The organism is Paenibacillus sp. N3/727 (genome assembly GCF_022637315.1).
GTDB classification, from domain to species: Bacteria; Bacillota; Bacilli; order Paenibacillales; family Paenibacillaceae; genus Paenibacillus_AQ; species Paenibacillus_AQ uliginis.
In genome coordinates, this window is the sequence record NZ_CP093336.1 from 2,342,988 (window position 1) to 2,361,456 (window position 18,469).

Consider the following 18,469-nt stretch of genomic DNA (forward strand, 5'->3'; position numbering starts at 1 on the left):
TTTCAGATTTTAAGCAAAGCTGTTAGTGCTGAAGGGAGCTCTGTAAAGATGAATCAGACACATGATCGGTCCGAAGGGATCCATACCAACCGTTTTTTCTTCGCATTAGAGCTTGGCTTCTATGCAGGTTTTATCTGGGGAGCAATTCGCTGGATTTTCTATGCCTTTCACTTTAGCTCCATACTTCCGGGGTTCATTCTGGAGCCGTTTTTCAAGCATTCTTTCTTAATAAGCACAGCTGGCCAGGTAGCTGGATGGCTGTCATTTATTGTTCTCTCAGTTATCGCATCACTGGTTTACGTTTATCTTTTTCGAAGAGCCAAGGGGCCTTGGCCGGGGATTGCCTACGGGGTTATATGGTGGGTTGTACTGTTTATTGTACTCGAACCATTTCTGCATTTGACATTGCCCATTAAACGTCTGACCTGGGATACAAACATATCTGAAATATGCCTGTTCCTGCTGTGGGGTCTGTTTATCGGATATACAGTAGCACAGGAATATACGGATGAAAAGCAGCGAGAACCCCAGAAGGTGCAGAGCTGAAGTAAAAAAACTTCTCAAGAAGATGTCGCCTATGGTAAAATAGCATTTGGCTATTTGACGAAAAGGTGGGAAACCCTATGAAATCCATATGGGTGATTAACGGACCGAATTTGAACCTGCTGGGAGTCCGTGAACCGGGGATTTATGGTTCACAAGGCTTGCAGAGTATTGAGGATCGTTTGCGTAAACAGGCGGACACCGCCGGAATCGAATTGACCTTCTTTCAATCGAACCATGAGGGTGCAATTATTGACCGGATTCATGAGGCAATGAGACAGGCAGATGGAATTCTGTTGAATCCAGGAGCGCTGACACATTACAGCTATGCTGTTCGCGACGCGATAAGCTCTGTAAAAGTACCTACTGTGGAAGTGCATCTATCCAACATTCATGCCAGAGAATCCTTCCGCCATACCTCAGTCATTGCTCCGGTTTGTGCGGGACAGATTTCCGGTTTTGGTGCTGCCAGTTATGAGCTTGGCTTGATAGCACTGATAGACGTTCTGGAACGCCCGAATTCGTAAAGTAATGTGTTTTTTTCGCGAAGAAACGCCGCCGCCCTTTAACAAGGACGACGAAGGTGTTTCTTCTTGGGGAGAGGAGACGGAAGTAAATGGCTAACAAACGGGTTAAACAATTGCGTGAGAAGCTGCAAAGTCATGGATTGTCTGCAATGCTTGTTGCAAGTCCAATCAATCGTCGTTATTTGACCGGGTTTACCGGATCTGCGGGTTATGTGCTGATTACCCGCGAGCAATCTTATCTGCTGACGGATTTTCGTTACATGACACAGGCTCCTCAACAGGCTGTGGGATTTAAAGTCGTTGAGCATGGCGCCAAAGTGATGGATACGGTAAAAGAGCTACTTGCAACTGAAGGGATTACATCCCTCGGTTTTGAGCAGGAGCATGTTACATATGCAGTTTTTGCTGCTTATACGGAACAGCTGAAGCCAGTTAGTCTAGTTCCGGTATCTGGTCTTGTAGAGGAACTGCGTATATTTAAGGACAGTGAGGAATTGAAGGTTATGCAGCGTGCTGCGGATCTCGCGGATGCCACCTTTAGCCATGTCTTAAGTATTGTGGAGACAGGAAAGACAGAGCGGGAAATTGATCTGCAGATGGAAATGTTCATGCGCAGCCATGGGGCGACGTCTTCATCATTCGACACGATTGTGGCTTCCGGTGAGCGTTCAGCTTTACCGCACGGCGTCGCAAGCGAGCGTGTTATCCAAGGGGATGAATTCATCACGTTTGACTTCGGGGCGCTGCTGGACGGATATTGTTCCGATCTGACAAGAACGATTGCGGTAGGTACACCGGATCCGAAACTGAAAGAAATTTATGATATCGTACTGGAGGCACAGCTTCACGCACTGGATCATATTAAGCCAGGTATGACGGGACGCGAAGCGGATGCTCTTGCCCGTGATATCATAACAAAATATGGTTATGGTGATTATTTCGGTCACAGTACAGGTCATGGTCTTGGCATGGAGGTTCATGAATCTCCACGTCTGTCCAAGCTTAGCGATGATGTATTGAAACCGGGTATGGTTGTAACCGTAGAACCGGGTATTTATTTGCCGGGTCTCGGCGGTGTTCGCATTGAGGATGATATTGTGATCACCGAGACGGGTATTCATATCTTGACAAGCTCAAGCAAAGAGTACACCGTCCTTTAATAAATGCATAAATATTAAGCTAGCGAATCTATGAACTTATCTATAGGAGGGAATCGCATGATTTCAGTCAACGATTTTAAAACAGGATTAACCGTAGAAGTAGATGGGGACATTTTTAGCGTATTGGATTTTCAGCACGTTAAACCAGGTAAAGGTGCAGCTTTTGTTCGCTCCAAGCTGAAAAATCTTCGTAACGGCAACACCGTTGAGAAGACTTTCCGTGCAGGTGAAACGATTGGCCGGGCTATTATCGAGAACCGTGGTGTACAGTATCTGTATGCTAGCGGTCAAGAGCATGTATTTATGGACAACGAAACTTATGATCAGTTCAGCTTGACTAGCGAACAGCTTGAATGGGAACTGAATTTCCTGAAAGAGAACATGAATGTCCATATTATCAGCTACCAGGGTGAAATTTTGGGAATTAACCTGCCAAACAGCGTTGAGCTGAAGGTCGTTGAAACAGAGCCTGGTATTAAAGGCAACACGGCTACAGGCGCTACCAAAAATGCCAAAGTAGAAAGCGGACTGAACGTACAAGTTCCTCTCTTCATTAACGAAGAAGATGTACTGCTCATCGATACCCGTGAAGGCAAGTACATCTCCCGTGCATAATTGACAAGGACATCACTTAGATATAAAGAAATAAGCAGGTTACCCGAGAATTCATCTTTTGGGTGCCTGCTTTTTTTACTAGTCAAAGAATTCCATTCTACTAAAGGGTAGTTTCTCTTGTTTATGTGTTTTAATGGTCATGCACGCAGCAGCGGAGAGGACGAAGCGATTCCGGAAAAGCGGTAGCGGTAAAAGCTTTCCAAAGGAAAGCTCGCATCGAAAGCATACGTTCCTTTGTCCCCGAATTTCTTCCGCTAAGAATCATTTAGGAAATTCGGGGGCAAGAGAGATTGAAGGAACGATTCGTACTCGTAGCGTCTCACAACAGATAAACTCAAGGAGCTGTCCGAAAGTCGAATCTCAACTGCCGGGGCAGCCTTTAAATTTTTGGTTTATTTCCAAGCCAGTATCTCATAAAATATAAAAAACACCTCTCAAAGAAAATATTTGTCGAATTTTCTGAATCTTATCTGAAAATTCTTGACGCAACCAAGCACTTTCGTATTATACTGATTTAAAGCGAGAAACCAACTGATACATATTGAACAAGAGTGGGGAGTGAAGGAAGCGTTGTCACTGTATGTCATGAAATTCGGAGGAAGTTCCGTGGGGGATACGGAACGGATGCAGCGCGTCGCCCGAAGAATCGTTGAGAAGCAAGATGAGGGTCACCAGTGTGTAGTTGTCGTGTCAGCAATGGGGGATACGACGGATGAGTTGATCGACCAATCAAAAATATTGAATCCAAATCCTCCCGCGCGCGAGATGGATATGTTGATGACAACAGGTGAACAGATATCGATGTCCCTGCTGTCGATGGCAATTCACAGCTTGGGGCGTGAGGCGGTGTCTTATACGGGATGGCAGGCTGGTTTCCGTACAGAGCCGGCTCATGGGAAAGCCAGAATTACGGATATCTCACCGATTCGTGTTAAAAAAGCTCTAGACGATGGGAAAATTGTTATCGTCGCAGGTTTTCAGGGCATGTCGGATGATGGAGAAATAACGACACTCGGGCGCGGCGGCTCGGATACAACAGCCGTAGCGCTGGCTGCGGCCATTCATGCTGATGTATGCGAGATCTATACAGATGTAGACGGCATCTATTCGACTGATCCTCGTGTCGTGAAATGTGCACGAAAGCTGAATGAGATTTCCTACGATGAAATGCTGGAACTTGCAAATCTGGGTGCTGCTGTACTGCATCCACGTGCTGTGGAGTATGCGAAGCATAACCGGGTTCAGCTTGTTGTCAGATCCAGCTTTAATTATAACGAGGGAACGGTTGTTAAGGAGGAAGCTAACATGGAACAAGGTGTAGTGGTGAGCGGAATCGCTTACGACAAAAACGTTGCGAGAATCAGCATTTTGGGAGTAGGCGATTTTCCGGGAGTCTTGGCGAAGATGTTCGGAGAACTCGCTAAGGAAGAAATCGACGTCGATATTATCGTACAGAGCGGTGTTCTGAACGGCGAGGCTGACTTCTCCTTTACGGTGTCTCTTGGTGACCGTGAACGTGCACTTTCTGTTATTGAAGGAATTCGAGATGAACTGCCGTTCCGTGGAGTCACTTTCGAAGATAACTTGGTTAAGGTGTCCATCGTCGGAGCCGGCATGGTCAGTCATCCAGGCGTAGCAGCCCAAATGTTCGATGTTATTTCAAGAGAGGGCGTCAGCATTAAGATGGTCAGTACGTCTGAAATTAAGGTTTCGTGTGTTATTGACGGCTCGAACCTGCAAAATGTAGTTCAGGCGCTTCATACCGCTTACGGGCTGGATACGGATCAACAGGCGACTGTTGGAGGCCCGCAGGAGCGCAGATAAACAGCATAAACTATTACTTTTAATCCCGGTCTTTCATAGGCCGGGATTTTTGGCGTTCAATTCTTTTTCTATGAATGTGCAAAAAAGTAGAGATAAATCAAGAGAGTGGAGCATATTTTAAAATATAAAAAAGTGTAAATTTCATATTGCATACTTGGCTTATATTTCTCGCAGAACGCGCCGCCGCCCTTTAAAAAGGACGTCGAAGGCGTTTCTTCTTGTCACATCAAGTAAAAAGGAGGTTCCAGAATGCTGGACAAGTTTGTTACCGGTATGGCATCGCTGAGGATATTCTCAGGCAGCTTGGAGATTGTGGCAGCGCTCATTATGCTCCGATTAAACCAAGTTGATAAAGCGCTGGCAGTCAATTCGGCACTGGCCTTTACGGGACCGCTTATCCTGATCCTGACGACCACCATCGGACTCGTCGGTATGGCTGATAAGTTATCTTGGGGCAAGATCGGCTGGATTTTGTGCGGTGTGGCATTTCTTTTATACGGGATATTAAAAAAATGATAGATTCGCTGGCATAAATATGGAGTACAAGCATACACATGAGGATAAGAAGTACTTCAACAAAAGGACTGCTTGGGGGAAGCCGAAATGACAATGAATTGGTTGGAGCTGTTTCCCGAGAACGTAAAGCAGCTTCTGCTGAACCTGCCGAAAGATGTTCTGGAAGGCTTAGAAGAAGTCCGTATTCGGGAGGGCCGTCCGCTGGAAATTAATACTGGGGGCAAGTTTCACTTCGTAAGCCGAAACGGTGAACTAATTCTGATACCAGACGAAGCGTACAAGCCGACCCGGGAAGATGGGCACAGACTACTGGATCTCATAAGCAACCATTCTCTTTACACGATGGAAGAAGAGCTGAGAAAAGGATTTATCACCATACCAGGGGGGCACCGAATCGGTCTTACCGGCCGAACGGTACTAAGCGGTGGGAAAGTCGAGCACATCCGGGATATTAGCGGTTTCAACGTCCGGATAGCCAAGGAAATAAAAGGAGCCGCAGATGAAATTTTGCCTTACTTGCTGGACACCAAGCGAAAAAGAGTATTGCATACGCTCATTATGTCTCCTCCGCAGCATGGAAAAACTACACTGGTCCGGGATCTTGCAAGACAGATCAGCTCCGGTTTCTGGGGAAGATCTAACATTCACTGGCCAGGAATGAAGGTAGGTATTGTTGACGAGCGCTCTGAAATCGCAGGTTGTCAGCGCGGTGTGCCAGGGTTTGATGTCGGACCGAGAACAGACGTGCTAGACGGCTGTCCCAAGGCTGAGGGGATGATGATGATGCTCCGCTCTATGTCACCGGATGTCTTGATTGTGGACGAGATTGGACGGCCAGAGGATGCCGAGGCCGTCACTGAGGCGCTTCACGCCGGGATCAGTGTTATCGCTACTGCACACGGTTCATCGGTTCAGGATATGAGAGGGCGACCTGGTCTGGCGGGACTTGTGGATAATCGGATGTTCGAGATGTACGTTGTACTTGCCCGAAACGGCGAGGGGAGATCTTTCCGGCTTCAGGATGGCGGACAGCGGACGCTTCAGACTGCTGGGGGCAGAGGTCAGGGCGGTGATGCTCTTGCTTAAATTGTTAGGGGCGGCCATCGTACTGGTGGCCGGAACGTTAGCTGGTTTTTTTCAAGCGAAGCAGTTCGCAACCAGGCCTAGACAAATCCGGGAACTCATATTAGCCTTGCAGCGTCTTGAGACGGAGATCAGCTATGGCTTTACCCCGCTGCCTGAAGCGCTTCAGCGGATCGGACAAGGCTTGCGTGAGCCGCTGAAATCGTTGTTTACGGCTGCAGCCGGATACATGAGTCCACAGTATGGTTTATCTGCTCAGGACAGCATAAGAAAAGCTTTGAATGCGCATTGGAGACGGACCAGCATGAGATCCGCCGAAAGAGAAGCGTTGGAGCAGCTAAGCGGCGTGCTTGGCACCAGCGACAGGCAGGACCAGATGAAGCATATTGCACTGGCCGCCAGCCAGCTCAAACATGAGGAAGCGGCGGCTAGAGAGGACCAAGCCAAGTATGAAAAAATGAGCAAAAGCTTGGGACTGCTTGTTGGAGCATTGGTCGTCATTTTGATCTTTTAGCGAGGTGCCAAGAAATGAACATTGAAGTGAATGCCATTTTCCAGATTGCAGGAATCGGCATTATCATAGCCATGATTCATACAGTGCTGAAACAAATGGGAAAAGAGGATATGGCTCACTGGGTTACGCTCATCGGGTTCGTCGTCGTCCTGTTCATGGTCGTTCGGCTACTGGATGATCTGCTTCAGGAAATTAAAACGATATTCCTCTTCCAGTAGGTGGAACTATGGAAATCATCCAAGTGGTGGGGCTCGGCTTAATAGCTACCATTCTCATTCTTGTCGTCAAGGAACAGAAGCCGATCTTTGCCTTTTTGCTGGCGGTCTCCACCAGTGTCATGATCTTTCTCTTCCTCATTGGTAAAATCGGGAATGTCATTCGGATGTTGGAAGAACTCGCTGAGAGTTCAGGGGTTCAAGTGATCTATCTGAAAACAGTGCTGAAAATTATAGGAATAGCTTATGTAGCCGAAATGGGGGCGCAGGTCGTGAGGGATGCTGGGCAAGAATCGATTGCCTCCAAAATAGAAATGGCGGGAAAAGTACTAATTCTGGTTCTCGCCGTGCCGATCATCAGCATCATTATTGAGACGGTTCTGAAGCTCCTTCCGGCCTGAGAAAGCGGGGGATAGTATGATCCAACGTCGGCATCATCACATAAGGCCCCTGATTAGATTGTTGATGCTCCTGTTGCTGTTATTTATCGGTATGGGCTCCACAGCTTATGCGGACTCACCGGCTGATCAATGGATAGAACAGCAGACGAAAGAGCTTCCCACCGGTCAAGTTGAAGAGTACTGGGACCAGTTGATGAAGGATTACGGTGGTTTTTTTCCAGAAGGCAGGACCCCGTCTCTCATGGATATGCTGCTGCCTGGGGGACAAGGTTTAAGCCTGAAGGGTGTACTTTCTGGAATCGGCAGCTTCATGTGGCATGAAGTTCTGTACAACGGCAAGCTGCTGGCTACGATTGTCATGCTGAGTATTTTGAGTATGATTCTGGAAAATTTACAAACGGCCTTTGAGAAAAGTACGATAAGCCGGGTTGCGTATACGATCTGTTACATGGTTGTGCTAGTTATAGCCGTCAATAGTTTTAATGTTGCAGTCGGTTATGCCAGGGATGCGATCGACCGAATGATTGATTTTATGATGGCCATGCTGCCGCTGCTGTTCGCACTGCTTGCATCGATGGGGAATATCGTCACTGTTTCTGTAGCACATCCTTTGGTCATTTTCATGGTACATACCGTAGGAACGCTAATTAGCACGATCGTGTTTCCGTTATTATTCTTCTCAGCTGTTCTGCATCTTGTTAGCTCCTTGTCCGAGAAGTACAAGCTGACTCAACTTGGAAATCTGCTTCGAGGAATTGGAATGGGTGTTCTGGGGGTTCTGTTGACCGTATTCCTCGGGGTGATTTCAGTTCAGGGAATAACTAGCTCTATTACGGACGGCGTAGCAATACGCACAGCTAAGTATGTTACAGGAAACTTCGTGCCGGTTGTCGGAAAAATGTTCGCTGATGCTACTGACACAGTCATCTCGGCATCCCTACTCGTAAAAAACTCGATCGGACTGGCAGGCGTCATTATCATCTTGTTCCTTTGCGCATTTCCGGCTATTAAGATTCTGATCCTGGCTCTTATATACCACGTTGCTGCAGCAGTTATGCAGCCGCTTGGGGAAACTCCGATCGTCACCTGCTTGCACACCATCGGCAAAACGATGCTGTATGTATTTGCTGCTTTGGCTGCGGTTAGCATGATGTTTTTTCTGGCAATCACGATAATACTGACCACCGCTAACGTCACTGTCATGATGAGGTGAGTAACGAGGAAAGGGGAGGATCGATATGGAATGGCTGAGCGGCTGGCTGAAAAGCGTAATCATGGTCGTTATGTTTGCAGCCTTCGTTGATCTGATCCTACCCAGCAAGACGATGCAGCGGTACGCCAGACTGGTGCTGAGCATGCTGATTCTGCTGGCACTGCTCCGGCCGTTAATCAGCTTTCTGACGGAGTCGCCGGAAAAACAGCTGGCCCTTGATCTCGAACGTGTGGAGAGCAACAAGAGCACTCCAAAGGAAGCTGAGCTGGAGCATATCCTGGCACAGGCGGAGAAATTGAAAAACGTTCAGCAAAAGCAAAGTTTACAGTGGGCTGGAGAAGAGATAGCTCGGCAGATGAAAGATCAAATTACTGCTGAAATAGGGGAACCGGTTGAGGAAGTGAAAGTGGTGCTGGCCGCGCCAAGAGAAGGTTCTGCAGTTAGTGCGGTTATCGCTTCGGTTGAAGTCCGTCTGAGGGATCCGGTTAAACCTGAAGCAGTAAAGAACCCCCCAGTTGAAGGTACGGAACCTGTGAAACCGGTGGATACGATCCGTGTCAATGTGGAGATTAACCGTATCGGTTCCAAAGATGATAAAACCAGGGACGAGGATTCCTTGGAAGCGGATGCCGCCATGGAGGCCAGAGAAGCCCCTGTCAGGGATCTCTTACGCAGCCGCTGGGATCTGAAACCCGATCAAATATCGATATATTCAAGTGGAAGTGAGACTCAAACCAAATTGTGACGGAGGTGAGGATATTGGGAAAATGGCTGAAAAAGGTGGAACAATGGTTGGGGGGTGGAGCCGGAGGGGTCAAAAGAATGCAAACCTTCCGCTGGTTGATCATACTTGGCCTCATCGGGGTTGCCATCATGCTGTTTAACTCCTTTGTTCATGTGAAAAAGCTCGATAATGAGAACATCGGCCGAGAACCGCCGGAACAAGCGGTGACGACATCTGTTCAACCCCCGACTGGAAGCGGAGGCAGCGAGTTTGGAAGCATAGAGCAGGAGTTTGAGGGCAGAACGAAAGTGATGCTCGAGCAGATTGTTGGTGTCGGAGCTGTAGATGTTATGGTGACGGTGGAATCGACGGAAGAAATCATCGTACAGCGGAATGTAAAGGATACCCAAGAGTTGACAGAAGAGACTGATGCTAATGGCGGTAAAAGGCATGCAACAAGTTATACCCGTGACGGACAGATCGTAACCTACGATGCCTCCGGTGACCAGGCACCTATCATAACCAAAAAGGTGAAACCTCATGTCCGCGGAGTATTGGTTGTGGCCAAAGGTGCGGAAAATGAAGTCGTGCGTAGTTTGATCGTGGATGCCGTTCAGAGAGGATTGAATGTGCCTAGTTACAAAATATCGGTTGTCCCACGTAAGCAGGAATAGAAAAAGATAGCAAGGCGATCCTTATTCAAGCAGTTATTTAAAGGAGGAAGTATTCTAAATGAATAACAAAAGACAAACAATCTGGTTAGTTTCAATGTTAAGCCTCATGGTCATTCTTTCCGCATACTATCTTTTTACGGATGACTCCGGTCCATCGGCTCCTAAAGTAGCTGAAAGCACACAGGCGAGCAACCCAAAATCATCAGAGGGAACACCAGCTAAAAGTGATGAACTGGTTCTGAATGAAATAACTCCTGAAGGGATCGTAGGAGACTCTGGTGCCAGTGAGGAAACTGGAAGCGAGGCGAAAGACGAAGGCACTAAAGAAACGGATAAACAAGATCAAGCTGCAGGTGACAAGGCACCGGACAATGCTGCTGATCCAAAAGCGGGAGACGTAAAAGCTGAAGATACCAAAGCGAAAGATACAAAGGTGAAAGCAGACGAATCAGCAGAATCGAAAGACTCTGCCAAAACTGAAGAAGATGTGCTGAATCAGGTTGCTGCTCAAGCAAATTCGGCATCCAGCAAGCTGGAGTCTTATCAACTTGATCGTGCCAACAAAAACATGAAGTTGTATGATGAGTTAATGACGAAGCTGGGCAATCAGAGTAACACAGCAGAAGTGACTGCACAGGTTACCGAGGAATTGAAGCAGCTGGAAGATAAAGAATCCATTCTGTTGAGTATTGAAGAAGAGTTGCAGCAGCAATACGAGAATGCGGTTGTAAAAGAGGAAAATGACAGATATAATGTTGTGGTTTTGAGTGATCAGCTGGATGCCAAGCGGGCTTCTGGTATCGTGGATATGGTAATGAAGGAATTAAGTGTGGGCCAAGACAAAGTGAGCGTTCAATACGTTACTCCATAACATTACAACGCCTAAAAGCGCGAATACTGTCCCCTTCAACCGAAAAAAAGCGAAAGAGTCCGGGGTTTCTCTTGGACTCTTTCCATTTCTTTGGATTGTGATATAATACTCTAAGCTATTGACTGACTGTCCGAAGTAGGGCTTCCAAGAAAGTGAAGGAGTGAGAGTCGAGAATGTTTAAATTAAGCGAGATTAAGGAATTGATCAAGCTTGTGGATCAAACCTCCGTACAGGAGCTGGAAATTGAGAGTGAGGGCACGCGTTTATCCATCAAGAAACCTCGTGCTGCTGAGGTTGTAAACCTCCAGACAGCTCCTCAGGCGTTCATACCCGCGCCTCAAGTACTACCTCAGGCTATTCAGCCGACTGCAGCGGTAAGCCAGCCTGCCACAGCCAGCACGGAATCTTCCGCCCTGGATGTAGCAAGTTCGCTACATAAAATCACGTCGCCGATGGTAGGAACCTTTTACCGTTCCCCTTCCCCTGAAGCTCCGGCGTTTGTTAGCTCAGGCGACAAGGTGGAGGAGAAAACAACCGTTTGTATTATCGAAGCCATGAAGCTCATGAATGAGTTGGATGCTGATATCAAAGGGGAAATTGTAGAAGTTCTGGCCCAGAACGGGCAGCTAGTGGAATTCGGACAGCCTTTATTTCTGGTGAGACCGGATTGAATTCCATACTCGCCGAGAATAAGAGCTACTTGAGTCCGAAGGAGGTTACCTGCATGACATTTCAGAAAGTGCTGATAGCGAACCGTGGTGAAATCGCTGTTCGTATTATCCGGGCCTGTCATGAGCTTGGAATATCCACGGTGGCTGTCTATTCAGAGCCTGACCGTGATTCTCTGCATGTTCGTCTTGCGGATGAAGCTTATTGTATTGGTCCGACCCTTTCCAAAGACAGTTATTTGAACTTTACTAATATTATGAGCGTTGCTACGTTAACTGAATGTGATGCAATTCACCCGGGATATGGATTTCTTGCGGAGAATGCCGATTTCGCTGAGATTTGTGAATCGTGCAACATTACTTTCATAGGTCCGTCTGCAGATGCGATTACCCGTATGGGAGACAAAGCTGTTGCCAAGCAAACGATGAAAGACGCAGGGGTGCCGATTATACCGGGCTCCGACGGTCTGGTCGAGGACTTGAATGAAGCTGTTATACTCGCAAGAGATATCGGTTACCCAGTTATTATTAAAGCTACTGCTGGCGGTGGCGGTAAGGGGATCCGGATCGCTGACGATGAGGAATCACTCATCAAGCAGATTACAACGGCGCAGCAGGAAGCACAGAAAGCTTTTGGCAACGCGGGTGTATACCTCGAGAAATATTTAACCGGAATGAAGCATGTTGAAATCCAGATCATCGCCGATAAATTTGGCAATGCCGTACATCTGGGAGAGCGTGATTGTTCCGTACAACGTCGCCGCCAGAAGCTTGTTGAGGAAGCACCGTGTCCTGTGCTGACCGAGGATGTGCGGACACGTATGGGAGAAGCCGCTGTTCGCGCAGCTAAAGCGGTTAATTATTCGGGAGCCGGTACGCTGGAGTTTTTACTTGGTTCGGATGGGCAGTTTTATTTCATGGAGATGAATACCCGGATTCAGGTTGAACATCCAGTAACGGAAATGGTGACAGGTGTCGACCTGATTAAGGAAATGATATCGGTTGCTGAAGGTCATCCGTTATCTTTTACCCAAGAAGAAGTCGTTATCAACGGCTGGTCGATTGAATGCCGCATTAACGCGGAGAATCCGGACAAAGGATTCATGCCTGCACCGGGAACGATCCAGTTCTATCTGCCTCCAGGAGGACCTGGTGTTCGTGTTGATAGTGCAGCTTATCCTGGATATACGATATCACCTTATTACGACTCCATGATTGCAAAGCTTATCGTTTGGGCACCAACCCGAGAGGAAGCCATTGCAAAAATGAAGCGTGCTCTAATGGAGTTTGAAATAGACGGAATCCATACAACTATTCCATTCCATCAGAAGCTACTGAATCATCCGACCTTTTTGAAGGGTGACTTTGACATTAAATTTTTGGAAGAGAATGAGATTTAATGTGTCTTTTATCGTTTGTCATTAGCAGTGGCAGATGATATAGTATGTGAATAAGAAGCGGATGCCTTGATTCGTCCTATGCATCCGCAAACTTGTTTTTGAAAGGTGTGTTGAGACATGGTAGAGTCATTGCCGACGGAATTTGAACGCACAGAAATTGGTCAGATTCAAATTGCCCCGGAAGTTATTGAAGTGATTGCAGGACTTGCAACAGTTGAGGTGTCAGGTGTTGCGGGAATGAGCGGCGGGTTTGCAGGCGGAATCGTCGAACTGCTTGGACGCAAGAACTTGTCTAAAGGAGTTTCCGTTGAAGTTGGACAGCGTGAAGCAGCTGTGGATGTATCGGTAATCGTGGAATACGGTCATCGTCTTCCTGAAGTAGCCGGAGAAATCCAGCGCAACGTGAAACGTTCTATCGAGAATATGACTGGACTGACTGTAGTAGAAGTCAACGTACATATTCATGACGTTCAATTCGTGAAATCCTCCGAGAAGAGCGAAGATATTGACGTGGTTCAGCGAGTGAAATAATGCTATACCCTAACCCCCGACAGACATGTCGAGGGTTTAATCTAATTTTAAGGAGGCTGTGCTGTTCGTGGCTAAAATTGTGGACAGACTTATGCTGTTTATATACAGCCTGAGTATCGGCGTGATTTCTGTAGTTGCCATCCTCCTCTTGAGCGGCGCTATACCGTATGATCTAACGTATAATCAGGAACGACAGTTCTTCTTGGCAGGAATTATAGTGGCGTCCGTACTGTTTTTGCTAAGCATTCGATTTTTCTACATCTCAATTCGCCGCGACCGCACGGTTACGAATTCAATCGATCAGCGGACGGAATTTGGAGATATTCAAATTTCGGTGGAGACCATCGAAAACTTGTGTCTGAAAGCGGCCTCCAGAGTACGGGGCGTCAAAGATTTGAAGTCACGTATTAAGGTATCCCAGTCCGGATTAGAGATTGCTATTCGTGCTGTCGTGGACGGCGAGGAGTCTATTCCTACGCTAACGACGGATGTTCAGAAGCAAGTACATGATTTTGTAGAAGATACGACGGGAATTCCCGTATCAAATGTATCTGTCTATATAGCAAACGTGGTTCAGGCACCAAGCTTCAAGAGCCGCGTGGAATAGAGGTGAACTTCCCGAATGCCATGGAAACAAGTGTGGGAGAGTCACGGCGGGCGTATATTTGGTATAACCAGCGGAATTATATGCGGCCTGATTTATTTATTATCCGGTTTTTGGGATATGCTGTTCTTTGCATTAGTGGTATTTATCGGCTATACCTTCGGTAAACGAAGGGACTTACGGCAGGGCCCCCTGTTTCATTGGCAGGAGTGGGGGCGCTGGCTGTTTGAGCGTTGGCGGCCGTTTAAATGAAACCCTGTGATATGCTTTCTCCGGAAAAAATAGCCGAGACATGCTGTATCTCGCCCGTTTTTGCGGAGAGAGCCGCTCACAGGTTTTTTTTTGCTGATATTTATCATTCATTGATCATACTAAACACAAAATGGATTACAACAAGGTCCACAGGAGGAACATAATGAAAAGACGTGTACTAAGAGAGATTGCCGTTCAGAGCCTGTATCAGATGGAAATGAACCAAGTAGACAGTGCAGAGGCCGTATCCATGCTGCTCTCCGAAGCTGCAGAGGAGAACGAGACAGAGCGGGTAATTGGTGATGAAGCCAAGGTTAAAGAAATTGTGCTTCAACTTGTTAACGGCTCATGGGCGGCAAAAGAGGAAATTGATGCCGTTTTGACCCAGTACTTGAAAGGCTGGCAGGTCAGCCGTTTGTCCCGTGTGGACCGTCAAATTTTACGTTTGGCGGCATATGAACTTGCCTATCGTGAAGATGTGCCTGGAAAAGTGGCTGTAAACGAAGCCATCGAGCTTGCGAAGCATTTCGGTACTGATGAATCCGGCAAATTCGTTAACGGTGTTCTGGGTCGAATGCTCCAGGAACTCGATGAAGTTAAAGCGAAGATCAAGAAAACTTAGTAAAGAATTTATATTTGAGATTAAGGGGAGAGGTTGAAATGACAGCAGACATCATTAGTGGCAAAGCGATATCGGAGGATATTCGGGGAAATATTGCACAAGAAGTACAAATGCTTACCGGCAGAGGGTTTCGTCCTGGCTTAGCTGTCGTACTCGTCGGAGAAGATCCTGCTTCCCAAGTGTATGTTCGAAACAAAGAAAAGGCATGTCACGATCTAGGCTTCTATTCAGAAGTACATCGTATGTCTGATTCTTCCAGCGAGGAAGATGTTCTGGCATTAGTGGACAAGCTCAACCGTCAGAACAACATCCACGGTATTCTGGTTCAGCTTCCTCTTCCTAAGCATATTGATGAAAAAGCCGTACTTAACGCCATAGCTGTTGAAAAGGACGTGGACGGCTTCCACCCGATAAATGTTGGTAATCTCGTGATTGGAGATGATAGTCTTCTCCCTTGTACGCCAGCAGGCGTTATCGAGTTGATCAAGCGGACAGGTATTGAAATTGCCGGAAAACATGCGGTTGTGATCGGACGTTCCAATATCGTTGGTAAACCTGTGTCCCTGCTTTTGCAGCGTGAGAATGCCACGGTGACCATGTGTCATTCCCGGACAGACAAAATGAATGAAATTGCCCAAATGGCCGACATTCTCGTTGTAGCGATCGGCAGAGCCAAAATGATTGATGCTAGTTATGTAAAACCGGGTGCTGTTGTCATTGATGTGGGAATGAACCGATTGGATAACGGAAAGCTTGCTGGTGACGTAGATTACGACAGTGCCAAGGAAGTCGCAGGATACATTACGCCTGTTCCAGGCGGTGTCGGCCCAATGACAATCACGATGCTGATGCAAAATACGCTGTTCGCCTCCAAACGGCTGAATGGAATAGACTAAGATGAAGTCTGTAGATCAACAACACGTCTTATCCGTGAAGGATCTGAACCGTTACATCCGGATGAAAATGGAGGGCGATTCTCGGTTGTCGGACGTGTGGATTCGGGGTGAGATATCGAACTTCACCCATCACTCCAGCGGCCATATGTACTTTACGCTTAAGGATGAAGGCAGCCGGATCCGCGCCATCATGTTTGCGGCTCACAACCAGAGGTTGCCGTTTATACCGAAAGAAGGTTCCCGTGTCATAGCCCGTGGGAACGTGTCTGTTTATGAGCGTGATGGACAGTATCAATTCTATGCACTGCATATGCAGCCTGACGGTATCGGAAGTCTCTATCTCGCTTATGAACAGCTAAAGAAGAAGTTGGAGGAAGAAGGGTTGTTTGCAGCTGAGCGTAAACGGCCGCTTCCTTTGTTCCCGCGTACTGTTGGGGTGATTACATCACCGACCGGAGCAGCAGTCCGAGATATTATGATTACGATCAAGAGACGTTATCCTCAGGTACGGGTCATCTTGTATCCGGTATTAGTGCAAGGCAAAGGTGCTGCACCTGCGATTGTTAAAGCGATTCGGTCGATGAATGAGATGGGAGAAGCGGATGTGCTTATTGTAGGCCGGGGCGGAGGCTCTCTTGAGGAGCTGTGGGCTTTTAACGAAGAAATCGTGGCTCGGGCTTTATATCAGTCCATGATTCCAGTTATTTCGGCTGTTGGACATGAAACAGACTTTACGATTGCGGATTTTGTTGCTGATCTCCGTGCTGCAACTCCAACGGCCGCTGCCGAACTTGCAGTTCCGAATGCCTCTGAGGTCAAGGCACGCCTTAACCAGCTTGAACGTCAGCTTCAGCAAGGATTGCAGCAGCGCTTGGGCCGGAGCAGGGAACGACTGGCTGCACTACAGCGCTCCCCTGTACTTGTTTATCCACGAAGGTATATGCTGCAGCATGCGGAACGTCTGGATATGCTGAAAATACGCCTTCAAGGGGCGTTGCGAACGAAAATTTCACTGAGCCGTCAGCGGCAAGCATCACTGAAACAAGGTCTGATTCGCTTTAATCCGCAGGTGCAGGTGGAATCAGCTTCCCGTCGGTGGGATGGTGCTCACCGTCAGCTGACAGCTGCCATGCAATCGCTTATGCGCGGGAAAATCCAGCATCTACAGTCAGAGATAAGACATTTGGATGCACTGAGTCCGCTTAAAGTTATGTCACGAGGGTATAGTCTCGTATATGATGAGCAGGAACGCAGATTAATCAAATCATTAAATGATGTACAGCCAGGAGATCTTGTGAATGTGAAAGTTAGTGATGGCCGACTGCAGTGTCAAGTGTGGGGAATGAAGGAGGATGACAATCGTGACGAATGAAACGGAAATGAGCTTTGAAGAAGCAATGACTCAGCTGGAAACGATCGTCGGTCAGCTGGAAGATGGCGACGTACCATTGGAAAAAGCCATTGATTTATATCAAAAAGGAATGCGCTTATCCCAAATGTGCAGTCAAAAATTAGAACAAGTGGAGCAGAAAATTGAAATGATCGTTGAGGAGGGCGGAGAGTTGAAACGTCGTCCTTTTGGCAATGTGCTTGACGAAACGGGTGAGAATGGTGAATAATCGTCGTCCATTGGATTATTATATGAATGAGATTAGTGATATAGTCTCTACGGCACTGTCCGATGTTTTGCCTAAGGAATGGGATGTACCTTCCAGTCTTAAGAAAGCGATGAACTACTCATTAATGGCTGGCGGCAAACGGCTGCGTCCTTTACTGGTCATTGCCGCCTGTGAGGCAGGTGGAGGAACCCGAGAGGCAGCTCTCCCGGTAGCGTGTGCAGTTGAAATGGTACATACGTACTCTTTGGTGCATGATGATCTTCCTGCGATGGACAATGATGATTTTCGGCGCGGGAAACCTACGAATCATAAGGTGTTTGGAGAAGCAGGTGCGATCCTTGCTGGGGATGCTCTGCTAACACATGCGTTTTACAGTGTGGTTCAAGCGAGCCGTAAGCATGGAATTCCTGCAGAGCGTGTGTTGTCGATTGTGGAAGAACTGGCCGTATATGCAGGTCCCCGGGGAATGGTTGGCGGACAGGTCGCTGATATGGAAGGGGAACAGGGCTTAACAAGCTTGGAGCAACTGGAATACATCCATCTCCACAAGACAAGTGATTTAATTATGTTTTCCCTGATCGCTGGAGGAAGGATAGCCGGGGTAACAGACGAGCAATTGGATGCGCTCCGAACTTATGGACATCATATAGGTCTGGCTTTTCAGATTCAGGACGATATTCTTGATCTGACAGGGGATGAAACCAAGCTGGGGAAAAAGACACAGAGTGATGTTAAACAGCAGAAGGTGACTTATCCTTACTTTATCGGTTTGGAGGCATCGAAGGAGGAAGTCGAGCGTCTGACGTCTGAGGCGAAGGCGGTTGTTACAGGCGCTGGGTTTGCTGATCCCCTCCGGCTGATCGAGATTGCGGATTTTCTAAAGTCTCGGGATCACTGATATGAGGATTGCGTGCAAGCAGTTTGTTTATGATATAATGTCTCATGTATGAGCTCAAAGAAATGGTGGGCTGTTTATGAAATGTAAACTTAAACAAGG

General features: G+C 47.4%; 24 protein-coding genes. All 24 read left to right on the plus strand.

Translation table 11 applies throughout. From position 1 onward, the window contains the following. The first annotated feature begins 48 nt into the window (after positions 1-48). Positions 49-546 (plus strand): YqhR family membrane protein, encoded by a 498-nt coding sequence (locus MNQ98_RS10360; RefSeq protein ID WP_241933096.1) that lies wholly within the window; start codon positions 49-51, stop codon positions 544-546. A 77-nt stretch (positions 547-623) separates the two neighbouring features. Continuing rightward, entirely contained in the window at positions 624-1,070 is a 447-nt protein-coding gene (gene aroQ / locus MNQ98_RS10365; protein WP_241933097.1) for a type II 3-dehydroquinate dehydratase, read from the plus strand. Positions 1,071-1,159: 89 nt separating this feature from the next. Then, a complete protein-coding gene (locus MNQ98_RS10370) occupies positions 1,160-2,230 on the plus strand; it encodes a M24 family metallopeptidase (protein ID WP_241933098.1) in 1,071 nt (356 codons plus the stop codon). A gap of 57 nt (positions 2,231-2,287) precedes the next feature. After that, entirely contained in the window at positions 2,288-2,845 is a 558-nt protein-coding gene (gene efp / locus MNQ98_RS10375; protein ID WP_241933099.1) for an elongation factor P, read from the plus strand. 570 nt (positions 2,846-3,415) lie between these two features. Further along, positions 3,416-4,669: an aspartate kinase gene (locus tag MNQ98_RS10380; RefSeq protein WP_241933892.1), complete on the plus strand. Its 1,254-nt coding sequence runs from the start codon at positions 3,416-3,418 to the stop codon at positions 4,667-4,669. A 249-nt stretch (positions 4,670-4,918) separates the two neighbouring features. Beyond that, complete coding sequence (locus MNQ98_RS10385; RefSeq protein WP_241933100.1) at positions 4,919-5,185, plus strand: YqhV family protein; 267 nt, start codon at positions 4,919-4,921, stop codon at positions 5,183-5,185. 87 nt (positions 5,186-5,272) lie between these two features. Beyond that, entirely contained in the window at positions 5,273-6,271 is a 999-nt protein-coding gene (gene spoIIIAA, locus MNQ98_RS10390) for a stage III sporulation protein AA (RefSeq protein ID WP_241933101.1), read from the plus strand. Beyond that, positions 6,264-6,782 (plus strand): stage III sporulation protein SpoIIIAB, encoded by a 519-nt coding sequence (gene spoIIIAB, locus MNQ98_RS10395; protein ID WP_241933102.1) that lies wholly within the window; start codon positions 6,264-6,266, stop codon positions 6,780-6,782. Before spoIIIAA ends, spoIIIAB begins: the two co-directional genes overlap by 8 nt. Positions 6,783-6,796: 14 nt before the next feature. Next, positions 6,797-7,000, plus strand: coding sequence for a stage III sporulation protein AC (gene spoIIIAC, locus MNQ98_RS10400; RefSeq protein ID WP_046680216.1), 204 nt, complete (start codon positions 6,797-6,799; stop codon positions 6,998-7,000). A gap of 8 nt (positions 7,001-7,008) precedes the next feature. Then, complete coding sequence (gene spoIIIAD, locus MNQ98_RS10405) at positions 7,009-7,398, plus strand: stage III sporulation protein AD (RefSeq protein ID WP_241933103.1); 390 nt, start codon at positions 7,009-7,011, stop codon at positions 7,396-7,398. A 16-nt stretch (positions 7,399-7,414) separates the two neighbouring features. Continuing rightward, positions 7,415-8,611 carry a stage III sporulation protein AE gene (gene spoIIIAE, locus MNQ98_RS10410; RefSeq protein ID WP_208914643.1) on the plus strand — a complete coding sequence of 399 codons (1,197 nt, stop codon included), beginning with the start codon at positions 7,415-7,417 and terminating at the stop codon, positions 8,609-8,611. Between the two features lie 25 nt (positions 8,612-8,636). Continuing rightward, a complete protein-coding gene (spoIIIAF, locus tag MNQ98_RS10415) occupies positions 8,637-9,356 on the plus strand; it encodes a stage III sporulation protein AF (protein ID WP_241933104.1) in 720 nt (239 codons plus the stop codon). Between the two features lie 14 nt (positions 9,357-9,370). Further along, entirely contained in the window at positions 9,371-10,009 is a 639-nt protein-coding gene (gene spoIIIAG / locus MNQ98_RS10420; protein ID WP_241933105.1) for a stage III sporulation protein AG, read from the plus strand. Between the two features lie 58 nt (positions 10,010-10,067). After that, entirely contained in the window at positions 10,068-10,880 is an 813-nt protein-coding gene (locus tag MNQ98_RS10425) for a SpoIIIAH-like family protein (protein ID WP_241933106.1), read from the plus strand. Between the two features lie 173 nt (positions 10,881-11,053). Continuing rightward, complete coding sequence (gene accB / locus MNQ98_RS10430) at positions 11,054-11,551, plus strand: acetyl-CoA carboxylase biotin carboxyl carrier protein (RefSeq protein ID WP_241933107.1); 498 nt, start codon at positions 11,054-11,056, stop codon at positions 11,549-11,551. 53 nt (positions 11,552-11,604) lie between these two features. After that, entirely contained in the window at positions 11,605-12,948 is a 1,344-nt protein-coding gene (gene accC, locus MNQ98_RS10435; RefSeq protein WP_241933108.1) for an acetyl-CoA carboxylase biotin carboxylase subunit, read from the plus strand. Between the two features lie 117 nt (positions 12,949-13,065). Then, the gene (locus tag MNQ98_RS10440; protein ID WP_208914637.1) at positions 13,066-13,479 is read left to right on the plus strand and encodes an Asp23/Gls24 family envelope stress response protein; all 414 of its coding nucleotides are present in this window, start codon (positions 13,066-13,068) and stop codon (positions 13,477-13,479) included. A 67-nt stretch (positions 13,480-13,546) separates the two neighbouring features. Then, the gene (gene amaP / locus MNQ98_RS10445) at positions 13,547-14,086 is read left to right on the plus strand and encodes an alkaline shock response membrane anchor protein AmaP (RefSeq protein ID WP_241933109.1); all 540 of its coding nucleotides are present in this window, start codon (positions 13,547-13,549) and stop codon (positions 14,084-14,086) included. 15 nt (positions 14,087-14,101) lie between these two features. Continuing rightward, positions 14,102-14,335: a DUF2273 domain-containing protein gene (locus tag MNQ98_RS10450; protein WP_208914635.1), complete on the plus strand. Its 234-nt coding sequence runs from the start codon at positions 14,102-14,104 to the stop codon at positions 14,333-14,335. A 163-nt stretch (positions 14,336-14,498) separates the two neighbouring features. Beyond that, positions 14,499-14,957: a transcription antitermination factor NusB gene (gene nusB / locus MNQ98_RS10455; RefSeq protein ID WP_241933110.1), complete on the plus strand. Its 459-nt coding sequence runs from the start codon at positions 14,499-14,501 to the stop codon at positions 14,955-14,957. Positions 14,958-14,995: 38 nt separating this feature from the next. Next, on the plus strand, positions 14,996-15,853 hold the full coding sequence (gene folD / locus MNQ98_RS10460; RefSeq protein WP_241933111.1) for a bifunctional methylenetetrahydrofolate dehydrogenase/methenyltetrahydrofolate cyclohydrolase FolD: 858 nt from the start codon (positions 14,996-14,998) through the stop codon (positions 15,851-15,853). 1 nt (position 15,854) lies between these two features. Beyond that, the gene (xseA, locus tag MNQ98_RS10465) at positions 15,855-17,225 is read left to right on the plus strand and encodes an exodeoxyribonuclease VII large subunit (protein ID WP_241933112.1); all 1,371 of its coding nucleotides are present in this window, start codon (positions 15,855-15,857) and stop codon (positions 17,223-17,225) included. Beyond that, positions 17,215-17,472, plus strand: a complete 258-nt coding sequence (gene xseB / locus MNQ98_RS10470) for an exodeoxyribonuclease VII small subunit (RefSeq protein ID WP_241933113.1) — start codon at positions 17,215-17,217, stop codon at positions 17,470-17,472. The genes xseA and xseB overlap by 11 nt, the downstream gene beginning before the upstream one ends. Continuing rightward, on the plus strand, positions 17,462-18,370 hold the full coding sequence (locus MNQ98_RS10475; RefSeq protein ID WP_241933114.1) for a polyprenyl synthetase family protein: 909 nt from the start codon (positions 17,462-17,464) through the stop codon (positions 18,368-18,370). Before xseB ends, MNQ98_RS10475 begins: the two co-directional genes overlap by 11 nt. The last annotated feature ends 99 nt before the right edge of the window (positions 18,371-18,469 follow it).